At 68.4% G+C, this 20,542-nt stretch carries 22 protein-coding genes, 3 tRNA genes and 1 pseudogene; 14 read left to right on the top strand and 12 right to left on the bottom strand.

What is annotated here, in order from left to right; genetic code table 11:
- Positions 1-79: 79 nt before the first annotated feature.
- From ACEXQC_RS15020 to ACEXQC_RS14990, 7 genes are all read right to left on the bottom strand, one after another.
- The gene (locus tag ACEXQC_RS15020; protein ID WP_374824017.1) at positions 80-790 is read right to left on the bottom strand and encodes an SOS response-associated peptidase; all 711 of its coding nucleotides are present in this window, start codon (positions 788-790) and stop codon (positions 80-82) included.
- Positions 791-795: 5 nt separating this feature from the next.
- Entirely contained in the window at positions 796-1,872 is a 1,077-nt protein-coding gene (locus ACEXQC_RS15015; RefSeq protein WP_374824014.1) for a spermidine synthase, read from the bottom strand.
- Positions 1,865-1,990, bottom strand: a complete 126-nt coding sequence (locus tag ACEXQC_RS15010) for a hypothetical protein (protein WP_374824011.1) — start codon at positions 1,988-1,990, stop codon at positions 1,865-1,867. The genes ACEXQC_RS15015 and ACEXQC_RS15010 overlap by 8 nt, the downstream gene beginning before the upstream one ends.
- On the bottom strand, positions 1,983-3,413 hold the full coding sequence (locus ACEXQC_RS15005) for a winged helix DNA-binding domain-containing protein (protein ID WP_374824008.1): 1,431 nt from the start codon (positions 3,411-3,413) through the stop codon (positions 1,983-1,985). The genes ACEXQC_RS15010 and ACEXQC_RS15005 overlap by 8 nt, the downstream gene beginning before the upstream one ends.
- A 678-nt stretch (positions 3,414-4,091) precedes the next feature.
- Positions 4,092-4,700 (bottom strand): hypothetical protein, encoded by a 609-nt coding sequence (locus tag ACEXQC_RS15000; protein ID WP_374824005.1) that lies wholly within the window; start codon positions 4,698-4,700, stop codon positions 4,092-4,094.
- 27 nt (positions 4,701-4,727) lie between these two features.
- Positions 4,728-4,934, bottom strand: coding sequence for a hypothetical protein (locus ACEXQC_RS14995; protein ID WP_374824002.1), 207 nt, complete (start codon positions 4,932-4,934; stop codon positions 4,728-4,730).
- Positions 4,931-5,125 carry a hypothetical protein gene (locus ACEXQC_RS14990; protein WP_374823999.1) on the bottom strand — a complete coding sequence of 65 codons (195 nt, stop codon included), beginning with the start codon at positions 5,123-5,125 and terminating at the stop codon, positions 4,931-4,933. Before ACEXQC_RS14990 ends, ACEXQC_RS14995 begins: the two co-directional genes overlap by 4 nt.
- A gap of 231 nt (positions 5,126-5,356) precedes the next feature.
- On the opposite strand from ACEXQC_RS14990, the pseudogene ACEXQC_RS14985 reads away from it, so the two are divergent.
- A pseudogene (locus ACEXQC_RS14985) lies at positions 5,357-5,641 on the top strand (single-stranded DNA-binding protein); the annotation flags it as partial.
- Positions 5,642-5,648: 7 nt separating this feature from the next.
- Here the strand turns inward: ACEXQC_RS14985 and ACEXQC_RS14980 are convergent.
- On the bottom strand, positions 5,649-6,263 hold the full coding sequence (locus ACEXQC_RS14980) for a hypothetical protein (RefSeq protein ID WP_374823996.1): 615 nt from the start codon (positions 6,261-6,263) through the stop codon (positions 5,649-5,651).
- Positions 6,264-7,249: 986 nt separating this feature from the next.
- Here ACEXQC_RS14980 and ACEXQC_RS14975 point away from each other — a divergent pair.
- From ACEXQC_RS14975 to ACEXQC_RS14960, 4 genes are all read left to right on the top strand, one after another.
- Positions 7,250-7,480 carry a hypothetical protein gene (locus ACEXQC_RS14975; RefSeq protein WP_374823993.1) on the top strand — a complete coding sequence of 77 codons (231 nt, stop codon included), beginning with the start codon at positions 7,250-7,252 and terminating at the stop codon, positions 7,478-7,480.
- A gap of 372 nt (positions 7,481-7,852) precedes the next feature.
- Positions 7,853-8,275, top strand: coding sequence for a YegP family protein (locus ACEXQC_RS14970; RefSeq protein ID WP_374823990.1), 423 nt, complete (start codon positions 7,853-7,855; stop codon positions 8,273-8,275).
- 87 nt (positions 8,276-8,362) lie between these two features.
- Positions 8,363-9,034 (top strand): DUF4145 domain-containing protein, encoded by a 672-nt coding sequence (locus ACEXQC_RS14965; protein WP_374823987.1) that lies wholly within the window; start codon positions 8,363-8,365, stop codon positions 9,032-9,034.
- Positions 9,035-9,541: 507 nt separating this feature from the next.
- Entirely contained in the window at positions 9,542-9,787 is a 246-nt protein-coding gene (locus tag ACEXQC_RS14960; RefSeq protein ID WP_374823984.1) for a hypothetical protein, read from the top strand.
- A gap of 147 nt (positions 9,788-9,934) precedes the next feature.
- Here the strand turns inward: ACEXQC_RS14960 and ACEXQC_RS14955 are convergent.
- The 3 genes from ACEXQC_RS14955 to ACEXQC_RS14945 all read right to left on the bottom strand — a co-directional run bounded on the left by ACEXQC_RS14955 (position 9,935) and on the right by ACEXQC_RS14945 (position 10,288).
- A tRNA-Phe gene (locus ACEXQC_RS14955) sits at positions 9,935-10,007 on the bottom strand.
- Positions 10,008-10,084: 77 nt separating this feature from the next.
- A tRNA-Asp gene (locus ACEXQC_RS14950) sits at positions 10,085-10,158 on the bottom strand.
- A 57-nt stretch (positions 10,159-10,215) separates the two neighbouring features.
- A tRNA-Glu gene (locus tag ACEXQC_RS14945) sits at positions 10,216-10,288 on the bottom strand.
- Positions 10,289-10,475: 187 nt separating this feature from the next.
- Here ACEXQC_RS14945 and ACEXQC_RS14940 point away from each other — a divergent pair.
- Positions 10,476-11,729: a M23 family metallopeptidase gene (locus tag ACEXQC_RS14940; RefSeq protein WP_374823981.1), complete on the top strand. Its 1,254-nt coding sequence runs from the start codon at positions 10,476-10,478 to the stop codon at positions 11,727-11,729.
- A gap of 5 nt (positions 11,730-11,734) precedes the next feature.
- Positions 11,735-13,054, top strand: a complete 1,320-nt coding sequence (locus ACEXQC_RS14935) for a M23 family metallopeptidase (RefSeq protein WP_374823978.1) — start codon at positions 11,735-11,737, stop codon at positions 13,052-13,054.
- A 274-nt stretch (positions 13,055-13,328) separates the two neighbouring features.
- Here the strand turns inward: ACEXQC_RS14935 and ppa are convergent, their stop codons facing one another.
- Entirely contained in the window at positions 13,329-13,823 is a 495-nt protein-coding gene (ppa, locus tag ACEXQC_RS14930) for an inorganic diphosphatase (RefSeq protein ID WP_374823976.1), read from the bottom strand.
- An 83-nt stretch (positions 13,824-13,906) separates the two neighbouring features.
- Between ppa and tilS the strand changes: the two genes are divergently transcribed.
- The 7 genes from tilS to ACEXQC_RS14895 all read left to right on the top strand — a co-directional run bounded on the left by tilS (position 13,907) and on the right by ACEXQC_RS14895 (position 20,542).
- Complete coding sequence (gene tilS / locus ACEXQC_RS14925; RefSeq protein WP_374824874.1) at positions 13,907-14,941, top strand: tRNA lysidine(34) synthetase TilS; 1,035 nt, start codon at positions 13,907-13,909, stop codon at positions 14,939-14,941.
- Between the two features lie 6 nt (positions 14,942-14,947).
- A complete protein-coding gene (gene hpt / locus ACEXQC_RS14920) occupies positions 14,948-15,502 on the top strand; it encodes a hypoxanthine phosphoribosyltransferase (RefSeq protein ID WP_374823974.1) in 555 nt (184 codons plus the stop codon).
- Between the two features lie 141 nt (positions 15,503-15,643).
- The gene (gene ftsH / locus ACEXQC_RS14915) at positions 15,644-17,662 is read left to right on the top strand and encodes an ATP-dependent zinc metalloprotease FtsH (RefSeq protein WP_374823971.1); all 2,019 of its coding nucleotides are present in this window, start codon (positions 15,644-15,646) and stop codon (positions 17,660-17,662) included.
- A 6-nt stretch (positions 17,663-17,668) separates the two neighbouring features.
- Complete coding sequence (gene folE, locus ACEXQC_RS14910) at positions 17,669-18,289, top strand: GTP cyclohydrolase I (protein ID WP_374823968.1); 621 nt, start codon at positions 17,669-17,671, stop codon at positions 18,287-18,289.
- A gap of 20 nt (positions 18,290-18,309) precedes the next feature.
- A complete protein-coding gene (folP, locus tag ACEXQC_RS14905; protein WP_374823965.1) occupies positions 18,310-19,107 on the top strand; it encodes a dihydropteroate synthase in 798 nt (265 codons plus the stop codon).
- Complete coding sequence (gene folK / locus ACEXQC_RS14900; RefSeq protein ID WP_374823962.1) at positions 19,104-20,090, top strand: 2-amino-4-hydroxy-6-hydroxymethyldihydropteridine diphosphokinase; 987 nt, start codon at positions 19,104-19,106, stop codon at positions 20,088-20,090. Before folP ends, folK begins: the two co-directional genes overlap by 4 nt.
- Positions 20,087-20,542, top strand: a complete 456-nt coding sequence (locus tag ACEXQC_RS14895) for a DUF3180 domain-containing protein (RefSeq protein WP_374823959.1) — start codon at positions 20,087-20,089, stop codon at positions 20,540-20,542. The genes folK and ACEXQC_RS14895 overlap by 4 nt, the downstream gene beginning before the upstream one ends.

Genomic DNA, 20,542 nt, shown 5'->3' with positions numbered 1-20,542 from the left:
TCGGGTTAGGAGCCGCGTCCCGCGTGCTGCGTGCCCGGTCCCGCGTCCCGCTTGCTGCGTGCGGGTGCGGGGCGTCGCGTCAGCTGGCGAGCGGTTCGATGAGGGTGCGGTCGTCTTTCGCCACCGAGGTGTCGCGCACGTTGTTGACGCGCTTCGAGACGGGGTAGGTCGTGATGGTCGCCGCCACCGCCAGCGAGGTGCGGTCGAGCATGGCCACGAGCTCCTGCTTCTCGTCGGGCTTGTCGATCTTGGCGGGGCTCGTCCAGTCGTCCCAGGTGTCGGGGGTGAGGAACACGGGCATGCGGTCGTGCACCTCGCCCGAGGCATCGGCGGCCTCGCGGGTGATGACGGTGAAGCTCAGGTGCCAGCCGTCGTCGCCCTTCTTGAGCTCGTAGAGGCCGGCGGCGGCCAGCAGGTCTTCTGGACCGTGGATGAAGTGCGGCTGCTTGCCCTCCGGGGTCGCCTCCCACTCGTAGTAGCCGTTCATCGGCACGAGGCATCGCCGCTGGGCGAAGGCCCCGCGGAAGAGCCCGTTCGTGGACACGCTCTCGAGACGCGCGTTGATGGGGGCCGGCCCTCCCGGTTTCGCCCACGCGGGCTTGAGACCCCAGGCGGCGGCGTCGACCTCCCGCACGATCTCCCCGTCGACCACGCGCTCGCGCACGATCGGCGAGAGCTCGGTGGGCGCGACGTTGTAGGAGGGGCGCCACTCCTCCAGGGTGCCGCCGCGGGCGATGAACTCGGTGATGAGCTCGTCGGTCTCGGCGCTCATGCTGAATCGGCCGCACATGGTGCTCACCGTCCTCTCGTGGGTGTCTCGGTCACGGGCGCGGTGGCACTCGTGGTGGCGTCGCTCGGGCCGCGTGTCTCGCCGAACGGGGAGCGGTCGGTCGGCGTGGTGGCGTCGCTCGGGCCGCGTGTCTCGCCGGACGGGGAGCGGTCGTCGGGCGTGGCGGCATCACACGGGTCGCCGGTGTCACCGGACGGAAATCTGTCGTTGGGCATGGGGGCGTGGGAAGCGGCGGCAGAGCCGGGGAAGGGGAGGTCGTGGGCGTCGAGCACGGCGCTGGGATGCGGGCCCGCCCGGCGCAGGTCGTCGGCGAGGTCGAGCACGGCCGGGTCGCGCGAGGCGAGGATGACGGCGTTGCCGGCCTGCGCCTCCGTCAGCACCGAGGTCGGGCCGAGCACGAGCCGGTACGGCAGAGCGGGTGCGATCGCCGCGAGCCTGCTGCGCACGCCGGGCAGCCCGTCGTCGTCGGCCACGTTGACCACGAGCATCCCGCGCGGCCCGAGCAGCCCGCCGACCGCGGAGTACCACTCCGGCGTCGTGAGATGCGCGGGCGTCGTGAGCCCGCTGTACAGATCGTCGACCACCAGATCAACCCGCCCCGCCCATGCGCCACCATCCTGGGCGCTGCCGTCCTGGGCGCTGCCGTCCTGGGCGCTGCCATCAGGGGCGATCAGGTCGGCCACGACGGCCGCGGCGTCGCCCTCGCGGAGAGTGAGGTGCGTGCCCGCCGGCACGGGCAGGCGCTCGAGCACGGCGTCGACGAGGCCGCGCTCATACTCCACCACGAGCTGTTCGCTGCCCGGCCGGGTGGCCTGCACGTAGCGGGCGAGCGTGAGCGCCCCGGCCCCGAGGTGCACCACGGTGAGCGGGCGCCCTGGCAGATCGATGCGGTCGATGACGGCGCCGATCCGCCGTACGTAGTCGTAGAAGAGCGACCCCGGATCGCCGAGGTCGACGTGCGACTGATCGACGCCCTCTATCGACAGCACCCACGATCCCGGCACGAGCGGATCGACGGCCACCCCCGCGGATCGCCCACTCGCCAGCCCGAACCGCCCCTCGAGGCCCCTCACGTCACCCACGGGCGCCCACCTCCACCGCGAGCGGCAGCCCCAGGAGCCACGCGTGCCGGTCACCCATCGTCGCCGTCCCCTCCACCGTGAGCGAAGACCCCAGGAGCCATGCGTGCCGGTCATCCATCGTCGCCGTCCTTCAGCGTGAGCGGCAGGTCGAGGAAGCGGGCGTAGCTGCGGAGGGCTCGTGCGAAGCCGGCGCGGGCGTTCGCCGAGAGGGGCTCGAACGGCACGGTGGTGAGGGTGACGCCGGCGGGGGTGATCCGTCGCCGCCACGTGCCCACCACGGTGCCGTGCGCCACGAGCATCGGCAGGAAGACCCCGTTGTTGCCCGGCACGATCCGCTGCGCGTACTCGGCGGCCACGGCCGGAACCCGCTCGGGGTACCCCAGCAGGAACTCATCGAATCCCGGCAGCACCAAGAACGCCGCCGCTTTCCCCGCAGTGCCCTCCGCGACATCCACGCCCGCTGCGCCTGCCACGGCCCCACCGCCAGCCTCGGAACCGGTCTGCCCATCGCCCTCGCGTCCGGCCCGCCCGCCCGCTTCGGATCCGGCCCGGTCAACCGCCTCCGCGGCCGGCGCTTCATCCGCTGCTTCGCCTCGGGCTGCGACGGTCCAGTACTCGGAGTTGTTGATGTGCTCGAGCGACAGCCTGTCGCGGATGGCTGCGAGACCTCGCTGGGCGTCGGCCACGGTGACCTTCGACCACCAGCAGAAGTCCTTCAGCGTGGCCGGCCCGTGCCCGGCCAAGTACTTGAGCACGAACTCGCCGAGTGCCGCATCGCGCCGCGGATCATCGGCCGCCGCGTCGGCCACCCCCTGCGAGACCGCCGCACCGGGGCCGGGCGGAGTCCACTCGTCGAAGAGAACGAGCTTTTGACGCCCCGCGGCGGTCGGCCCCCAGCACACCACGCCGTCGTGCGCGAGTCGCCCGATCACGTGCGTGCCCCGCTGCCCACCCGGGTCGATGCCCTCGGCGGCGAGCAGCGCGAAGAACTCCTCGCGACTCGCCCGCCCACCCCCGCCCAGCTCGGCGAGTGCCAGCTCGCGAGCCCGCGCGTGGATCTCCTCGGTCAGCCCCAGCTCGCGATACCGCGGCAGGATGCTCCGGATGGTGCGCGCAGCGGTGATCGAGAGCATGAGCCGCAGATTGTCTGGCGTGCTGAAGTGCAGAGTGCCCCGCATGGGCCACGACCGCACTACCGACCCGGCGTCGAGCGCCGCCTCCACGTCGCGCAGCGTGCTCCCCGCGCTCCGCACCCCGAGCGCCCACACGGCCTGCCCGAAATCCTGAGCCTGCACGGCCAGCATCCGCCCGACCACCCGCCGGATCCGCGCAGCACCCGCCCCAACCGACGCAGCGCCCGCCCCGATCGGCGCGGCACCCGCCTCGATCGGCTCAGCGCCCGCCACGACCTCGGTGCGCGCTTCGGCGTCATCACCCGCGCGGGGGGCAGGCAGCGGGGGAGCCACCCACTGCATCGCGAGCCTCCGAGCCATCAGCGAGCGCGCGGCAGCCCTCGACCACCCGGCTCCCTGCTTCGCCATGCGCCCAGTATGCCGCGCACCCCCGACATCGCGAGGGACTCGATCGACCGCCGCCGCAGAGCCCGGGAAAAGCGAATGCGGCACCTGGCTGAGCCGCGGTGCCGCATCCATCCCATCCTCACGAAGAGGATCCACCGCATCCGGTCCCGAATCCGTTGCGACTTGAGATCCCAATATTGCATACCCAACGTCAGAAAGCGAATGGGTCCGCTGATGTCGCTGCATTAAACTCAAGAGCGCTCGCACCGGCGCCCGCCGCGGCGAAGTCATCGGCCTTGGGCTCGACCGAGTCGGAGACGACCTCGAACTGCACTGGCAACCGCAACGCATCATCTGGGCCCACGGCTGCGGCACATCCACCCGCAGAGCCGACGGCACACCCATCTACAGGTGCAAGCGCATCCGTGGGACCGACTGCGACCGCCGCCTCGACGACCCCGCCAATTAGGACTACCGCCCCATCGAAGGCGGCCTCTTCTGGACCGCCCCAAGTAGAACTGAGGCTGGCGAGTCATCCCCCTCGTCGATCCGCTGCGCTCTATCATCGAACGCCGCATCGAGACCATGGACCCGAATACTTGCGGCCCGCTCTTCGCATACAACGGGGGAGCGATCGATCCCAACAGGGACACCGCCCGCTGGAAGACCGTCCTCGGTGAGACCGGCAACCAGCGAAGATTAAAGCTCGAACGTCTGACCGGTGGCGTCGCCGCTATTCCAAGCGTCGTCGACGAGTTTGTAATGATCCAAGACGTATTTCAGCTGCCCTTCAGGCAGAACATCGTCCATACGCAGGTACGCCGCCACGTAAGTCTCGACGGCATACAACAGCTTCTTTTGGACCCGGTAAATGGGTTCAGTCAGGTGTGGTTCAGCTGGCCCCATCGAGTTGATGATTTGCGCGGTCCTGCGGACGCACTGCCGAACGTTTTTGTCCGAAATCAGCTTGCCACCGACGGCGATTGCATCGACGTCGGTGGCGTCGAACTCGAAGCGCCCGTCTGCCGGCCTGGCCTCAAAGCGAACTTCTGCACTCATCTCAGTGACCTTCGTCAGGACGGTGCGCGCGTTGGCTCTTCCGAACTCGTCCCTCGCATCCTGCAGGGCGTCGAGGCGCTCCCGCTCACGAATGCCATCCTCCCGAGCTTCTTTGAGCTTCTCGCGCTTTCCCGCCAGCCACCACTGCAGCAGCGTGCCCCCGAGTGTGAGCAAGGCCCCCGAAATGAGAAGGAAAGCATCTCGAACGAGTTGATCGTTGAAGATTGCAGCCAGGTTCCAGATGTGCACGCCCGAACTCTAGCTGCGGCGATCCAATTAGCTGAACTCGTCCAAGGTCTCGAAATGGAATTTGAGGGCCTTGGAGAAGAAAATGCCTGGCTCGCTGCCATCAGCGGCTTGGAGCATGAGGTGCCCGCCTCCGAGTTGGATCTGTCGGGCGATACGCTCCTGCAGGGCAGGAATGTCGACGTCATCGGCGAGCACAATCTGGCTTCCGTCGACGACCAGCATCGTTTGCTTCATGCCCTCACTGTATTGGCGGTCACCGCATGATTACCGTCACCGACCTGTTCGCTGGCGCCGGCGGCTGATCCACAGGCATGACCCAAATCCCGGGCGTCCAGATCAAGATCGCCGCGAACCACTGGCAGCTCGTCACCGACATCCATAACCTCAACCACCCAGACACCGACCATGCTGTGGTCGACCTCCATCAGGAGCGACCGTCGTTCTTTCCGAAGACCGACAGGCTCTGGACCTCGCCGGAGAGTACGAAATGGTCGCAGGCCAGCGGCATCGCAGAGCCCCCGATCGAGGGAAGGACTGTTCGAGGACCCGCTGTCCGACAATGCGAAGGCCCGCTCGTGGCTGCTGATGTTCGACGTGCTCAAGTTCATCGATTACCACCGCTACCGCCTCGTGATCGTCGAGAACGTTGTCGATAGTTCGCTGAGCACGTCGCCGGATCACTCACGAAGGGCAGCCGCGTCGTCGCGACCGGTCGCCTGCGGCAGCGCTCCTACGAGACCAAGGAGGGCGACAGGCGCACTAGCACCGAACTCGAGGTCGACGAGGTCGGCCCCTCACTCCGCTACGCGACCGCGGCCGTGGTCCGCGCCAGCAGCGGAACCCTGGCGCCCCGCGAGGAGCAGCAGTGGGAGACCACCCCGTCGGCCGCCGATGAGCCGTGGGCGGGAGGGAGTAGCTATGGAGACGGAGTCCCATTTTGATCGGTTCTTAGTTGGACCTCTCGAGGTCTGTTTCGAAGTATCGAATGAGTTCGTCAGATGCATTCGCGTACTCGATAGCCGCGGAAGAGGTGATGCTGAAGTCCGCACTGTGAGCAGCTCTATTGCGGAGATCGGAGATGACGGAGAGCGACCTTCGGACCGTTACCGGAATCTCATTGTTCCGGCGAAGGGCTGCGGTAGGGCTGCCCTTGTATTGGAAGCCCTTCGCCATGAGCCAGCGAGAGACGGCACGTTCGACGTCGATGTAGGACTCAATTACTGCTTCTCGCGGAGCTACCTCTGCCAGAGTTGCCACGCGCTGCGCACGCTCTTCGTTCTCACTCTTTGTAGCGGATGGCAAGCCGCCGGCACCGCCATCCCCGTGTCCAGCTCCGGTTGCCTCGTTCAACTGCGCGACCGATGCGCCAGCTTCCGCGGCCTGCCGCTTGAAGGTCGCCGCATTGTTGCCGATCTTCAACTCCGACAGATCGTCAATTCGCGAAAGCAGCCCCTTCACCACCGCAACGACCTGGGAGCGGAACACCAGCAAGAGTGTGGTTACTGCCACAGGCCAGGCCAGCGCAGAGATGAGTGCTGCGACAAATTGCTGCCAGTCGGTCACGGCAAGCGACTCCCTATGTACGTGGGCGGCAGCTCACCCCCGGCTGCCGGGAATGATCCTCCCATGTCTGACCGAAGGACCACCAGCCCCCGACAGTGCCAGCGAAAGGAGAACTGATGATTAGCAACATCACCACCGACCCCGACTGTCTCGCAGGGAAGCACCGCGACTGCGACGGCACAGGCTGGGACATCGCGAATGATGAGCCCACCGCGTGCCCGTGCACATGCCACGGTAGGAGCGCCGCATAACGTTCCGTGGCACGTTCAACGCCGGTATCCACGCTCTCACCTCACACAAACACGACACCAGCACCGATGCAAGAGGTCCTGCAGTTGGACACCGTTCGGGCACGCCTTCCGTGAGGGATGCGAATGCCACACCACGCCCCAAGAGATCCTGACCCGGCTCCGAGTGCGAGTCTCCCCAACGCAGGAGACCCCATGACCAAACACACAGACCTCCTCGCCGCAGTCCAAGCCCTCACCCGCCCCGACGTCGATCACTTCACCCAGAAGACCGACGAAGGTGTGCTCGTTATGATCCACTCCATCGAGGAGGCACCCCTCCTGGAGCAGCTGTACGCCGCGGTGAACCCATCGACGAACACGTCCGCAGGGTCCGCGTCACTGCCCTCGACCCGGAACCTCATCGACGGTGACGCCCCCTTCGATTACGCGAAGATGGCGACCACAGTGAAGGACTGGTGCCGCATGGTCCGCGTCACCGCCCCCTCTCTACGGTGGGGGTCCTTTCGAGTACCAGCTTCGCGGTGCCCTCCACACGCACCGACATGCGCCCCTCACCCCCACCGAGGCGGCCGAATCCGATCCCGGGTGCGAGACCGCGAACCCTCCTAGCTGTGTACCGCGCCTAGCCCGCCTCACCCGCGGCACGGCGACCGGAGCGGAAGCCCCTCGAGGCGGGTGCCTCAATGCGAGGGCCCCGACACCACCTCGCGAGGGAGCAACCACGAAGCTGCTCCCATGGGCTCATTCGTCTGCGGGCAACGACGACGGCTGCTCACCGCCCTCTACCGCACGGTACGCCTGCGCGAGAGCCAACACGGCTCGCGCCTGGTGCGCTGCGCCGCCGATGGTGGGTATAGCTTTCGCAACTCGCTCGATCTCCGAGTACAGCGCCGCCGTAGCGTCTCCCTTGCCCATGATTTTCTTTCCAATCCGACCCGCACCATGCGGAGCCTCTTCGGACGCTAGCGCAGTGCACCGACATCTCCAGTTTTGTGGCGCGAAACTATGTCTGGCCGATGAGCAACCGCAGTATCCGCGACGGCAAGGGCCTACCGCGCCTACCACCGACAGCAGGCCGCGCTGAAGCGCCGCACCGCCGTCGACAACCTGCCCTGCGGGTACGGATCACCCACGGTGAGGGATGCGGGCAACCCATCGACACCTCCATCCCAGCCGGCGAACGCATGTCGTTCACCGCCGACCACCCGGACGCACTCGACTACGGCGGCCGCCTCGTCGGACCGTTCCTCGTCCCAATGCACCTGTCCTGCAACAGCGGCAAGGGGAACTACGCGCCCGCCGAGATCTGGGCCGCCACCGGACCGCGAGGAGGAACGCATGCTGCACCTCGACGTGTACAAGCGCACCGACCAGCTTGGGGCCTGGCGCGTCGTCGCCGACAACGGCCACACCATCGCCACCGACGACGGCCGGGGCTACGAGAACCGGGACGACTGCGAACAGATGGCCCGCGGCATCATCAGCGGCTACTACCGCCCGAGACGACTGGGAGCACCCGTGAACACCAGCCAGCACGTCGACGTCGTCATCGCGCACGGAGAGCCCGCCACCACACCCACTGAAGCCACCGATGTCGCACCCCCGCCCGAGTGGCGCATCGTCCTCCTCGCCCGCACCAAGCAGGAGGGCATGGCCGAGGCAACGAGGCGAGGCTTCACCCCCGCCGCATCGTCACACCGCGAGCACTCCAGGACGACGCATCACCGCCGACGAGGTCGTCGTCTCCACCGCACTCACTGACGCAGAGCGAAAAACGCCGATGCCGTATGCGTTACCGGCCAGAGCTGCCGCATAGACCGGGCCAAGGCGGACTGCCAGGATGAGCTCATGCTCTCCGGAACCTGCGCCTTCTGCGGTAATCAGACTCATTTCACAGCGCGAGCCGGGCGTGTAAACAGCCTTGATCTCGTCCAGCAAACAAGTCGGCATTCTTATCGGCTCGAGATTTCAGCTACCTGCGATGCATGTCAGCGCTTCAACTCCGCGTACGGTGTCAGCCGAGTTGCTGATCGCCGCCTGGTCAATGGCAGCATGCTCTCCGGCAGCGACGTCGTGACAGAGGGAGAAGCTATGAGCATCGACTCCTGGTCCCCACCGCCTATGCGCCCAGTTGACACCGCTTTCATCCCAGATGGAGTCGCTGGTTTCTACAAGGAAGCGCACGACGCATTCAGCATCGGTGCTTACCGCGGCGTCCTCCTCCTCGTCCGAAGCGTCATCGAGGCGACCGCGAAGGACCGAGGCGTAGGAACGGGCACTCTCGTGCAGAAGATCAACAAGCTCTTCGACGAAGGTCACGTACGTCGAGGCACGAAGGACATGGCCCATGCGCTACGCATCCTTGGCAACGACATGGCTCACGGCGACATCGACGACATCCCCACCCAAGAGGATGCCGATGACGCACTCACCATCGCCCGGTTCGTCCTCGACGACGTCTACGTGGCCGACGCGCGCAGGGCCGACATGATGGCACGACGTCAGCCGCCCGAGGCCTGAATAAATCCAGCACCACCCCTTCGGTGCCAACCTCCCGCGCGGTCCTGGCAGCTCTCTCCGAGGGTAAATTCGGGGCTGCGGGGGAATTGGAGGGCCCAGTGAGCAACCCGAAGGCCCCTTGTGGCACCGACACGGCCTACCGGCGACATCTGAAGCACGATGAGCCCGTAGATGATGTGGGGTCCGACCCAACCGGCGCCGCGAATCATTCCTGCGACGATCGGCGAACAGCAGCCTGTCAGTGCTGATGCGATCCGGTCGCTTCTGGATTCCGGCGCGATCGAGTACGACGAACCGCTCGAGGTTTACCTCCGTGAGAAATTCGGCCTGCCTGTGACGGACACCAGCACCGCACGACCTGCACCGAGGAGGCAGCATGAATCAGCACGCCAAGGGCGCCCACCGCTTCTGGGGTGAGAAGCCCCTTCCGAAGTCGAAGCTCGAGTTTTTCAACGCGGTAACCACCCCCGCGCCGACAGGCGACGGCGCAGTCGCCACGATCCGCGTGTGCGTCCCATCGACTCGTGGGACGGCTATTGGGGCATCTCGACGAAGGACGTCGGCCAGGTCCTCGGCGCTCTCCCGAACTCGGTGTTGCAGATCATCCTCCGAGTGAACTCGCCGGCGGCGAAGCATTCGAGGGCGTCTCGATCCTCGCGCTTCGTCGTCACCGACGAGATTGACTTGGCGGGGATCATCTCGGTGCTGGCCTTGCCGACCGACGCGCTGGCCAAGTACCCGCAGCTCATCTAACGGCTCCGCGGGTGACACGAGCAGCGGCTGGGGGAACGGAATCGGCGGCTGCTCCGCCGCGACGAGTGATTCAGTCATCGAAGACACCGAGAATCTATCGGAGATGCAAGAAACCCCCACCATGTAGAAGCTAGGCGGGGGTTCCAGTGGCTCCGACGGGCGTCGATCCCGTGACCTCACGATTTTCAGTCGTGCGCTCTACCAACTGAGCTACAGAGCCGAAATCAACACACGAACCGCGATTCTGGCTGATCTCTAGCGAAAAGCCCTTCCGATGTGGAAGGGCTTCACGCCTTGCGACCCTGACGGGACTTGAACCCGCGACCTCCGCCGTGACAGGGCGGCACGCTAACCAACTGCGCTACAGGGCCTTATGTGTTGTTCCTATTGTATGTGTTGTCAGCCCGGTGCTTTCACACCGGCCATCGTGACCCCAACGGGATTCGAACCCGTGCTACCGCCGTGAAAGGGCAGCGTCCTAGGCCGCTAAACGATGGGGCCGCGGCGACAACTCATCGAGTATGCCACAACTCCTGCACAGTCTCCAATTCGCGACCAGTTGAGCAAATTCGGGGGAATGTCCGTGCATTCTGCGCCCGCCCGCGTTAGATTCGCCGGAGCACTGTGACAGATGTTACAGAAGAGCACTGTGGAAATTTGCTCGGCAAAACAGGTACGGCAGGGGAACATGAGCACCGAGAAGTCCGCCAGCAGGCCCTCCCGCCCGTGGCGTCTGAGGCACGGGGCGATGGCGTTCGCCGTCGCAGCCACGCTGGTCGCGCTCACCGGCCTCACCTCGAGCCCCGCCTACGCCGACGAGTACCCCACGTGGGACGACGTGAAGAACGCCCAGGCGAACGAATCGGCGAAGTCCGAGGAGGTCACGCGCATCCAGGGCCTCATCGAGGGCATGAACGCGGCCGTTGCGGATGCGCAGGCCGTCTCGGTGCAGCGAGGCACCGAGTACCAGGTGGCTCAGGAGAAGTACGACACCGCCGAGTTCCGCGCCACCGAGCTCGAGACCCAGGCCGCCGACGCCACGGCGCGGTCGGCCGAGTCGAACAAGCAGGCCGGCCAGCTCGCCGCCCAGCTCTCCCGCTCGGGCGGCAGCGACCTCACCGTCAACCTCTTCGTGGGCGGCGAGGTGTCGAGCGACCTGCTCTACCAGCTGAGCACGATGTCGAAGCTCACCCAGAAGACCTCGCAGATCTACGCCCAGGCCGAGCAGGACAGCAACACGGCAGAGGCCCTCACCGCCCAGGCCGAGGTCGCGCGCGACGAACTGAAGGGCCTCGCCACCGAGGCCGAGCGCCTGCGAGACGAGGCCGTCGCGGCCCAGCTCGCCGCCGAGACCGCTCTGCAGGAGCAGCAGGACCACCAGGTCGAGCTGCAGACCCAGCTCACCGTGCTGCAGGAGAACCGGGTCGCCACCGAGGCCGACTTCCAGGCCGGCGTCAACGCGCGTGCCGAAGCGGCCAGGGCGGCTGCTGCGGCCGGTCTGCCCACGCTCCCCTTCATCGCGGCGAGCGGATGGGCGAGCCCGTTCCCGGGCTCGCACTCCTCGGATGAGTTCGGCATGCGCGTCAACCCCGTCTCGGGCGCCTACATCCTGCACTCGGGCATCGACCTGGTGTACAACGGCGGCACCTGTGACGCCGTCGTCTACGCCGCCGCTGAGGGTCTCGTGAACTACGCGGGCTACAACGGCGGCTACGGCAACTTCATCCGCATCGACCACGGTGGCGGCATCGCCACCGCCTACGGCCACAACACCACGCTGCTCGTGGGCAACGGCGCCTACGTCTCGGTCGGTCAGCCGATCGCCTACGCCGGCACCACGGGCAACTCCACCGGCTGCCATTTGCACTACGAGGTGCGCGAGAACGGCACCGCCATCAACCCCCGACCGTTCATGGCGGCGCAGGGCATCGAGTTCGGATGATCCAGATGACGTCCACCAGCACAGGCACCACCCGACGCACCCCCTCCGGCACCACCGAACGGGGCCGTAAAGGCCGCAGGCGGGCGACCCGCTGGGTCGCGGCCCTCACGCTCGCGGCGAGTCTCGTGGCGGTCGACGTGCTGCGGGGCGAGGGTGGCGCGGCCTTCGCGGCCGACTACCCCACCTGGGAGGACGTGCTGGCGGCCAAGGGCAGCGAAGAGGCGAAGAACGCCGAGGTGGCCAACATCCGCGCGCTCATCGACACCGCGCAGGCCGAGCTGCAGGCCGCCGAGGAGTTCGCCATCCTGAAGGCCGACGAGTACTCCGCTGCTCAGGACGCCTACGACACCGCGGTCTTCCGGGCCGACGAGCTGGCCGCCCAGGCCGCGGAAGCCACCGCGAGGGCCGAGGCGTCGAACAAGCAGGCCGGCATGCTGGTGAGCCAGTTCACGCGCACCGGTGGCGGCGACCTCTCCCTCAACCTCTTCGTGTCGGGTGAGGACTCCGACGACCTGCTCTACCAGCTCGGCGCCATGAGCCGCCTCTCCGAGACCACGGGCAAGCTCTACGAGCGCGCCGCGCAGGACAGCAACACCGCCGCGTCGCTCACCGAGCAGGCCGACATCGCCGAGGGCGAGCTCGAGGCGCTCAAGGTCACCGCCCAGGAGGCGTTCGACGCCGCGGTGGCGGCCCAGGCGGCGGCGGAGGACCTGCTGGCCGAGCAGGAGGCGCAGCGTGTGGTGCTGGATGCGCAGCTCGCCGCTCTGCAGTCGGCGACGGCTCAGACCGTGGCCGAGTACGAGAAGGGCGTGGAGGAGCGACGCAAGGCCGAGGAGGCCGCTCGCGCCGCCGAGGCCGCCCGCAAGGCCGCCGAGGACGCCGCACGGCAGGAGGCAGGCGGAGGTCCGCCTCCCGTGTCGGTCTCCGGCTGGGGTGCGCCGCTCTCCGCGTGGCGCGTGACCTCGGAGTGGGGCATGCGCTTCCACCCCATCGCCCGCGTCAACCGACTGCACGCCGGGATCGACCTCGTGCAGGCAGGTGGTGGCACGTGCGGCGCGCCCGTCTACGCGGCGGCGGCGGGAACGGTCATCCAGTCCGGCTACAACGGCGGCCTCGGCTACTCGGTCACCATCAACCACGGCGGCGGCCTCACCACCGTGTACGGCCACAACAGCTCGCTCGTGGTGGGTTACGGGCAAGACGTGGGCGGTGGCGAGCTCATCGCCTACGCCGGCACCACGGGATCCTCCACCGGCTGCCACGTGCACTTCGAGACCCGCGTGAACGGCACATCGCAGAACCCGCGCAACTACGTGGGTTTCTAGCTGCTGGAGGCAGCCGTGCTTCGCGCGGCTGTCTCCAGTCTGCGCCGGTCCCCGCCCGGCGCAGGCGACATGTTCCGGTGCGGTCGCTTCGCGGCCGCGCCGTCACCCTGGGTCGTCGAGTACGGCCCATCACCTTCGGACCAGTGCGAACGTGTGGGGAAGGGACCCCGACCGTCTGACTTAGGTCGAGTGGGTTAAGAAAAGCGGACGTCGCGGCAACCGGAGTGCCTTGGGAGGCGGTTGCCGCGACGTTTGCGCTTCTGGACTCGAAGGGCTAGTGAGAGCCCTCTTCGGCCAGCTTCGTGATGCCTGCCTGGATGATGGCGTCGGCTTCTGCGGCGTCGCCCCAGCCCTCGATCTTGACCCACTTGGAGGGCTCGAGGTCCTTGTAGCGGGCGAAGAAGTGCTCGATCTCGTTGCGGGTCTGCTCCGGAACGTCAGAGATGTCCTGGATGTGCGCCCAGCGCGGATCCTTGTGGGGCACCACCACGACCTTGGCGTCGGAGCCGGCCTCGTCGCTCATGTTGAGCACACCCACGGGGCGCACCTTCACACCCACGCCGGGGAACACGGGGTACTCGAGCAGCACGAGCGCGTCGACGGGGTCGCCGTCGAGGCCCAGGGTGTTCTCGAAGAACCCGTAGTCGGTGGGGTACACGAAGCTCGTGAAGAGCACGCGGTCGAGGTAGACGCGACCGGTCTCGTGGTCGACTTCGTACTTGTTGCGGCTCCCCTTGGGGATCTCGACGACGACGTCGTACTCGGCCATATGGTGCTCCCTACGTGTGTGTCATGGGCCCGGGCGTGCGCAGGATGCGCCGCCGGAAACTGCAATAACGTTACTGGATGCAGATGCCCGGCCGCCGCCCCCGGCTCACGCCCGCGATCGCCGATGTGCGCCGTGCCGTGCGGCAGGGACTCGAGCAGGCCGACGCCGCTTTCGTGCTCGTGGCGCTGAGCGGCGGGCCCGATTCCCTGGCCCTCGCCGCGGCGACCGCCTTCGAGGCGGAGCGGTCGGGGAGACGTGCCGGTGCGGTGATCGTCGACCACGGTCTGCAGCAGGGTTCGGATGCGGTGGCCGAGCGCGCGGCCCGCCAGGCGCGCGCTCTCGGCCTCGGTCCGGTGAGCGTCGTGAGGGTCTCCGTCGACGACGGGCGGGCCGACGGGCGAACCGACGGTCGAGCCGCCGCGGGAGGCCCGGAGGCCGCCGCCCGCACCGCCCGCTACGCCGCCCTCGACGAAGCCCTCCGAACCACCGGCGCCGACCACATGCTCCTCGGCCACACCCTCGACGACCAGGCCGAGACCGTGCTGCTCGGCCTCGCGAGGGGGGCGGGCGCCGCCAGCCTCTCCGGAATGGCGCCCGTCACCGGCACCCGGATGCGCCCGCTGCTCGGCATCCGTCGCGCCACCACCGAGGCGTTCTGCGCCGACTCCGGCCTCGACCCCTGGCACGACCCCCACAACCTCGAGGATCGCTTCTCCCGCGTGCGCGTGCGCCAGAGTGTGCTGCCCGTGCTCGAGAGCGAGCTCGGCCCCGGCATCGCCGAGGCCCTCGCCCGCACCGCCGAACAGCTGCGGGAGGACGACGAGACGCTGCACGACATCGCCACCGAGACCATCGAGGATCTCGTGGAGCACGCCGAGGCCGGCATCGCCGTCTCGGCACGCGCGCTCGCGGCGAACCCTCCCGCCCTGCGCAACCGCATCATCCGCTACGTCGTCGAGAGCGAGTTCGGTGTCTCACCGAGCCGCGTGCAGACGCTCGCGGTGGCGGCGCTCGTGACCGACTGGCACGGCCAGAAGGGCGTGGATCTGCCAGGGATTAGAGTGGTGCGGCAGGGGGCGCTGCTCGTCTTCACGCGCACCGGACACCACGAGGGATAGGGACCAATGGACGTCAGCGACATCGAATCCGACATCACGGAGGTTCTGCTCACCGAGGAGCAGATCGCCCAGACGATCTCGGGGCTCGCCCGCCAGATCGAGGCCGACTACACCGATGACGACAACGTGCTGCTCGTGGGTGTGCTGCGCGGTGCCGTGATGGTCATGGCCGACCTCGCCCGCGAGCTCACGCTGCAGCTCAACATGGACTGGATGGCGGTCTCGTCCTACGGCTCAGGCACCCAGTCGAGCGGCGTCGTGCGCATCCTCAAGGACCTCGACACCGACATCACGGGCCGCAAGGTACTCATCGTCGAGGACATCATCGACTCCGGCCTCACCCTCTCCTGGCTGCTCGCCAACCTGCGGAGCCGCGGAGCTGCCTCGGTGGAGATCTGCGCACTGCTGCGCAAACCCCTTGCCGTGAAGGTCGAGATCGACGTGAAGTACATCGGCAAGGACATCCCCAACGCCTTCGTGGTGGGCTACGGCCTCGACTACGCCGAGCGCTACCGCAACCTCAAGTCCATCGGCGTGCTCGCTCCCCACGTCTACGCCTGAGCCCCGGCGCCAGACCCCTCGCGCCCTCCGGCACTTACGCCCACGGGGAACATGGAGGGTGCGTCCAGTCGCCGACGGGTACCCTGAGGCAACGACCCAAGCCCCGTGCCGATCCTGCAGGCACCAGAGCGATGAAGAGACATGAACGCGAAACGCATCCTTCGATCTCCCATTCCCTACATCCTGCTGGGTGCGATCGCGCTCTGGATCGGGTTCAGCCTGATCACCAGTGCCGGCTACCAGCAGGTCACGACGCAGGAGGGGCTCTCCTACCTCTCGAGCGGCAAGGTCGCCGAAGCCACCATCATCGACGGTGAGCAGCGCGTCGACATGACCCTCACCACCGCCGACCAGGAGCACGGCGAGAAGGTGCAGTTCTACTACGTCGCCCCCCGCGGTGCCGAGGTCGTGGCGGCGGTCACGGATGCCGACCCGAGCGACGGCTTCGACGACGAAGTGCCGCAGACCAGCTGGTTCGTCTCGGCCCTCAGCATCCTGCTCCCGCTCCTGCTCATCGGTGCGTTCTTCTGGTTCATGCTCTCGGGCATGCAGGGCGGCGGCAACCGCGTGATGCAGTTCGGCAAGTCGAAGGCGAAGCTCGTCTCGAAGGAGTCGCCGAAGGTCACGTTCGACGACGTGGCCGGCGCCGAGGAGGCGCTCGAGGAGCTCGAGGAGATCAAGGACTTCCTCAAGGAGCCCGCCAAGTTCCTCGCCGTGGGTGCCAGGATCCCCAAGGGTGTTCTGCTCTACGGCCCTCCCGGAACAGGCAAGACCCTGCTCGCTCGCGCCGTGGCGGGCGAGGCCGGCGTGCCGTTCTACTCCATCTCGGGATCCGACTTCGTGGAGATGTTCGTGGGTGTCGGCGCGAGCCGTGTGCGCGACCTCTTCAAGGAGGCCAAGGAGAACTCCCCGGCCATCATCTTCATCGACGAGATCGACGCCGTCGGCCGCCACCGCGGCGCCGGCATGGGCGGCGGTCACGACGAGCGCGAGCAGACGCTCAACCAGCTGCTCGTCGAGATGGACGGCTTCGACGTGAAGACGAACGTCATCCTCATCGCGGCCACCAACCGGCCCGACATCCTCGACCCCGCTCTGCTCCGGCCCGGCCGCTTCGACCGCCAGATCGGCGTCGACGCCCCCGACCTCAACGGCCGCAAGAAGATCCTCGAGGTGCACGGCAAGGGCAAGCCCCTCGCCGCCGGTGTCGACCTCGAGGTCGTGGCCCGCAAGACCCCCGGTTTCACGGGTGCCGATCTGGCGAACGTGCTCAACGAGGCGGCGCTGCTCACGGCGCGCTCCAACGCGCAGCTCATCGACATGCGTGCGCTCGACGAGGCGATCGACCGCGTGATCGCGGGCCCGCAGCGCCGCACGCGCATCATGCGCGACCAGGAGAAGCTCGTGACGGCCTACCACGAGGGCGGCCACGCCCTGGTGGCGGCCGCCATGAACAACACCGACCCGGTCACGAAGGTCACCATCCTGCCCCGAGGCCGCGCCCTGGGCTACACAATGGTGCTGCCGCTCGAGGACCGCTACTCGGTGAGCCGCAACGAGCTGCTCGACCAGCTGGCCTACGCCATGGGCGGCCGCGTGGCCGAAGAGGTCGTGTTCCACGACCCCACCACCGGTGCCTCCAACGACATCGAGAAGGCCACGGGCACCGCCAAGAAGATGGTGACCGAGTACGGCATGACGGCCAGCCTCGGTGCCGTCAAGCTGGGGGCCGCCTCGGGCGAGATGTTCCTCGGCCGCAACATGGGCCACGAGCGCGACTACTCGGAGAGCCTCGCACAGCAGGTCGACAACGAGGTGCGCAACCTCATCGAGGCCGCGCACGACGAGGCCTGGCAGGTGCTCAACGACAACCGCGACATCCTCGACAAGCTGGCCGCCGAGCTGCTCGAGAAGGAGACCCTCGACCACGACGAGCTGGCCGAGCTCTTCAAGGACATCAAGCACCTCCCGCCGCGCCCGCAGTGGCTCTCGAGCGAGCGCCGCCCGGTGTCGTCGCGGCCCCCCGTGGCGTTCCCCGCCAAGGCCCCGATCGATGCCGGTGCCGTCGACGGCGGAGTCACGTCGGAGCCCGAGCCCGACGCGACCCCCTCCAAGCCGACGCGCTCGCCCGTCATCAACCCCCGCCCCGCCACCGCCTAGCCGCCCGTGCCGAGCGTCGACCGAGCGAGGATCGAGGCCGCCGTCAGCGAGATCCTCGCGGCGATCGGCGAGGACGGCGCGCGCGAGGGCCTCGTCGAGACCCCTCGGCGCGTGGCGGAGTCGTACGCCGAGCTGTTCGCCGGTGTGGGCAGCGACCCCGCCGAGGCGCTCGGCGCCACGTTCGAGGCCGCGCCGTTCGAGGCAGTGCCGGGTGAGGCCGTGCGGGGCGACGCCCAGCCGGTGCTCCTCCGCGACATCACGTTCCGTTCCATGTGCGAGCACCACCTGCTGCCGTTCGAAGGCGTCGTGCACGCGGCCTACCTGCCGGGCGACGCGCTCGCGGGGCTCGGCGGCATCGTCTCGGTGATCGAATCCGCATCGTCGCGCCCGCAGCTGCAGGAGCGCCTCACCGACGACATCGCGGAGGCCCTCGAGCGCGGCCTCGGCGCCAGGGGAGTGCTCGTGGTGATCGAGGCCAAGCACGGCTGCGTCTCGGCGCGGGGGCGCAGGCAGGCGCTCAGCACCACCGTGACCCTCGCGGCGAGGGGCGAGCTGTCAGAGCCGGCGGCCCGGGCGGAGCTCATCGCACTGCTCGGCACGAGACCTGGGGACGGTGGCACGCGGTGAGGCGGAGCGGCACGTCCATCATGGGCATCCTCAACGTGACCCCCGACTCGTTCAGCGACGGCGGACTCTGGCTCGACCGCGACGCCGCCGTGCGGCACGCCGTGGGCATGGTCGACCGCGGGGCCGACATCATCGACGTGGGCGGCGAGTCCACGAGGCCCGGATCCTCGAGGGTGCCGATCTCGGAGGAGCAGCGACGGGTGCTGCCCGTGGTGCGCGACCTCGTGGACCGCGGCATCACCGTGAGCGTCGACACCATGAACGCCTCCACCGCCGAGGCCGCCCTCAAGGCGGGGGCCTCCATCGTCAACGACGTGTCGGGAGGGCTCGCCGATCCGGACATGGATGATGTCATCCTCAACTCCGACGCCCGGTTCGTGGTGATGCACTGGCGCGGTCACGCCGACTCCATGGACGATCTCGCACGCTACCGCGACGTCGTGGGCGAGGTCGTGGGTGCCATCGAGCTGCGCGCCGCCGAGCTCATCGTGAAGGGCATGGCCCCCGAGCGCCTCATCCTCGACCCCGGTCTCGGCTTCGCCAAGAAGTCGGGCCACAACTGGACCCTGCTCGGCCATCTCGACCGCCTCGTGGCGCTCGGCCCGCCCGTGCTCATCGGAGCCTCCCGCAAGAGGTTCGTGGGCGAGCTCGTGCCGGGCGGGGCGCAGACCTCCGAGCGGGACTTCGCCTCGGCGGTGCTGGCCGCCCTCGCGGCCTCCCAGGGCGTGTGGGGGGTGCGCGTGCACGACGTGTCGAGCACGGCAGCCGCCCTCGACGTGGCGGCGGCCGTGGAGCGCGGCCGCACGGGGCAGCCGTGAGCGGCGGCGACCGCGCGGGGGACGCCGTGACCGCGACCGCGACCGGCAGCGGCGACCGCACCGAGGCGGCTCCGGCGACCTCGCGGATCGGGCTCGACCTGCTCACCCTCACCGGGCTCGAGGTGTTCGCCCATCACGGCGTCTTCGACTTCGAGCGCGAGAACGGCCAGCGCTTCGTGATCGACGTGGAGCTCGCGCTCGACACCACACCTGCGGCCGGCGGCGACGACCTCGCGAAGACCGTGCACTACGGCGATCTCGCCCTCGAGATCTCCGAGGCGGTCGCCGCAGATCCGGTGGACCTCATCGAGACGCTCGCCGAGCGGATCGCGGGAGTCGTGCTTGCCCACGAGCCCGTGGAGCGCGTGAAGGTCGTGGTGCACAAGCCCGACGCGCCCATCACGGTGCCGTTCGGCGACGTCTCGATCACGATCGAGCGCGAGCGCGCCCGCCGCAGCACCCCGGTGCCCGCCGTGCCCGCGCTGCCCGCGGTGCTGGCCTTCGGCAGCAACCTCGGCGAGCGGGAGTCCACCATACTCGCCGCCGTCGACGAGCTGCGGGCCGAGCCCGGCATCGAGGTGCTCGCCCTCTCGCGCCTCTACGAGACCTCGGCGGTCAAGCCCGCCGGCATCGACCTCGAGGCGCCGGCCTACCTCAACGCCGTCGCGCGCATCCGCACGACGCTGCGGCCCGAGGCCCTGCTCGACGTCGTCAACCGGATCGAGAACGAGCACGGCCGGGTGCGCGAGGAGCACTGGGGCGATCGCACGCTCGACGTCGACATCATCACGATGGGCTCGATCATGCAGCAGACCGAGCGCCTCACCCTGCCGCACCCCCGCGCGGCCGAGCGCGACTTCGTGCTCGTGCCCTGGCTCGAGATCGCGCCCGACGCCGTCATCCCGGGTGCCGGCCGCATCGACGAGCTCGCGGGCCGCATCCCCGAGTCGACCCTCCGCCCGTACGCGGGGGAGCCGCGATGAGGCACACCCGCCCCGCCACCATCGCGGTCTTCGCGGTCGTGGGGCTCGCCGTGGGCTTCGTGCTCGAGGTCGCACTGGCCTCGATGGGCCAGCCCGTGCTGATCCCGCCCATCACCCTCGCCATCACGCTCGCGGTCGTGGGCGCCATCGTGGTGGCGCTCGCGCTGCCCATCCGCCGGGCCATCCGAGGCGCCTCCAGCACGAGGATCGATCCGTTCCGGGCGATGCGTGTGGTGGTGCTCGCGAAGGCCTCCACGCTCGTCGGCAGCCTCATGGCGGGCTTCGGCGCTGGGGTGCTCGTGTTCCTCCTGAGTCGCCCGGTCGTGGCGGATGTAGGCTCGCTCTGGCCGTGCGTCGCCGCCGCGCTGTCGGGCCTCGTGCTCGCCGTGGCGGGGCTCGTGGCCGAGAGGCTGTGCACCCTGCCGCCCGACGAACCCGACACGGAGGCCTGA

Source organism: Herbiconiux liukaitaii, assembly GCF_041927495.1.
GTDB classification, from domain to species: Bacteria; Actinomycetota; Actinomycetes; order Actinomycetales; family Microbacteriaceae; genus Herbiconiux; species Herbiconiux liukaitaii.
This window is presented reverse-complemented; position numbering and strand designations above follow the sequence as displayed.

Excerpts from the sequence above, each read along its gene's own strand:
- ACEXQC_RS15020 (WP_374824017.1), bottom strand. The coding sequence starts at position 790 with ATGTGCGGCCGATTCAGCATGAGCGCCGAGACCGACGAGCTCATCACC.
- ACEXQC_RS15010 (WP_374824011.1), bottom strand. The coding sequence starts at position 1,990 with ATGGATGACCGGCACGCATGGCTCCTGGGGTCTTCGCTCACGGTGGAG.
- ACEXQC_RS15005 (WP_374824008.1), bottom strand. The coding sequence starts at position 3,413 with ATGGCGAAGCAGGGAGCCGGGTGGTCGAGGGCTGCCGCGCGCTCGCTG.
- ACEXQC_RS14995 (WP_374824002.1), bottom strand. The coding sequence starts at position 4,934 with ATGAAGCAAACGATGCTGGTCGTCGACGGAAGCCAGATTGTGCTCGCC.
- ACEXQC_RS14990 (WP_374823999.1), bottom strand. The coding sequence starts at position 5,125 with ATGGAGGTCGACCACAGCATGGTCGGTGTCTGGGTGGTTGAGGTTATG.
- ACEXQC_RS14975 (WP_374823993.1), top strand. The coding sequence starts at position 7,250 with ATGGGCTCATTCGTCTGCGGGCAACGACGACGGCTGCTCACCGCCCTC.
- ACEXQC_RS14970 (WP_374823990.1), top strand. The coding sequence starts at position 7,853 with ATGCTGCACCTCGACGTGTACAAGCGCACCGACCAGCTTGGGGCCTGG.
- ACEXQC_RS14965 (WP_374823987.1), top strand. The coding sequence starts at position 8,363 with ATGCTCTCCGGAACCTGCGCCTTCTGCGGTAATCAGACTCATTTCACA.
- ACEXQC_RS14940 (WP_374823981.1), top strand. The coding sequence starts at position 10,476 with ATGAGCACCGAGAAGTCCGCCAGCAGGCCCTCCCGCCCGTGGCGTCTG.
- ACEXQC_RS14935 (WP_374823978.1), top strand. The coding sequence starts at position 11,735 with ATGACGTCCACCAGCACAGGCACCACCCGACGCACCCCCTCCGGCACC.
- ppa (WP_374823976.1), bottom strand. The coding sequence starts at position 13,823 with ATGGCCGAGTACGACGTCGTCGTCGAGATCCCCAAGGGGAGCCGCAAC.
- tilS (WP_374824874.1), top strand. The coding sequence starts at position 13,907 with ATGCCCGGCCGCCGCCCCCGGCTCACGCCCGCGATCGCCGATGTGCGC.
- hpt (WP_374823974.1), top strand. The coding sequence starts at position 14,948 with ATGGACGTCAGCGACATCGAATCCGACATCACGGAGGTTCTGCTCACC.
- ftsH (WP_374823971.1), top strand. The coding sequence starts at position 15,644 with ATGAACGCGAAACGCATCCTTCGATCTCCCATTCCCTACATCCTGCTG.
- folP (WP_374823965.1), top strand. The coding sequence starts at position 18,310 with ATGGGCATCCTCAACGTGACCCCCGACTCGTTCAGCGACGGCGGACTC.
- ACEXQC_RS14895 (WP_374823959.1), top strand. The coding sequence starts at position 20,087 with ATGAGGCACACCCGCCCCGCCACCATCGCGGTCTTCGCGGTCGTGGGG.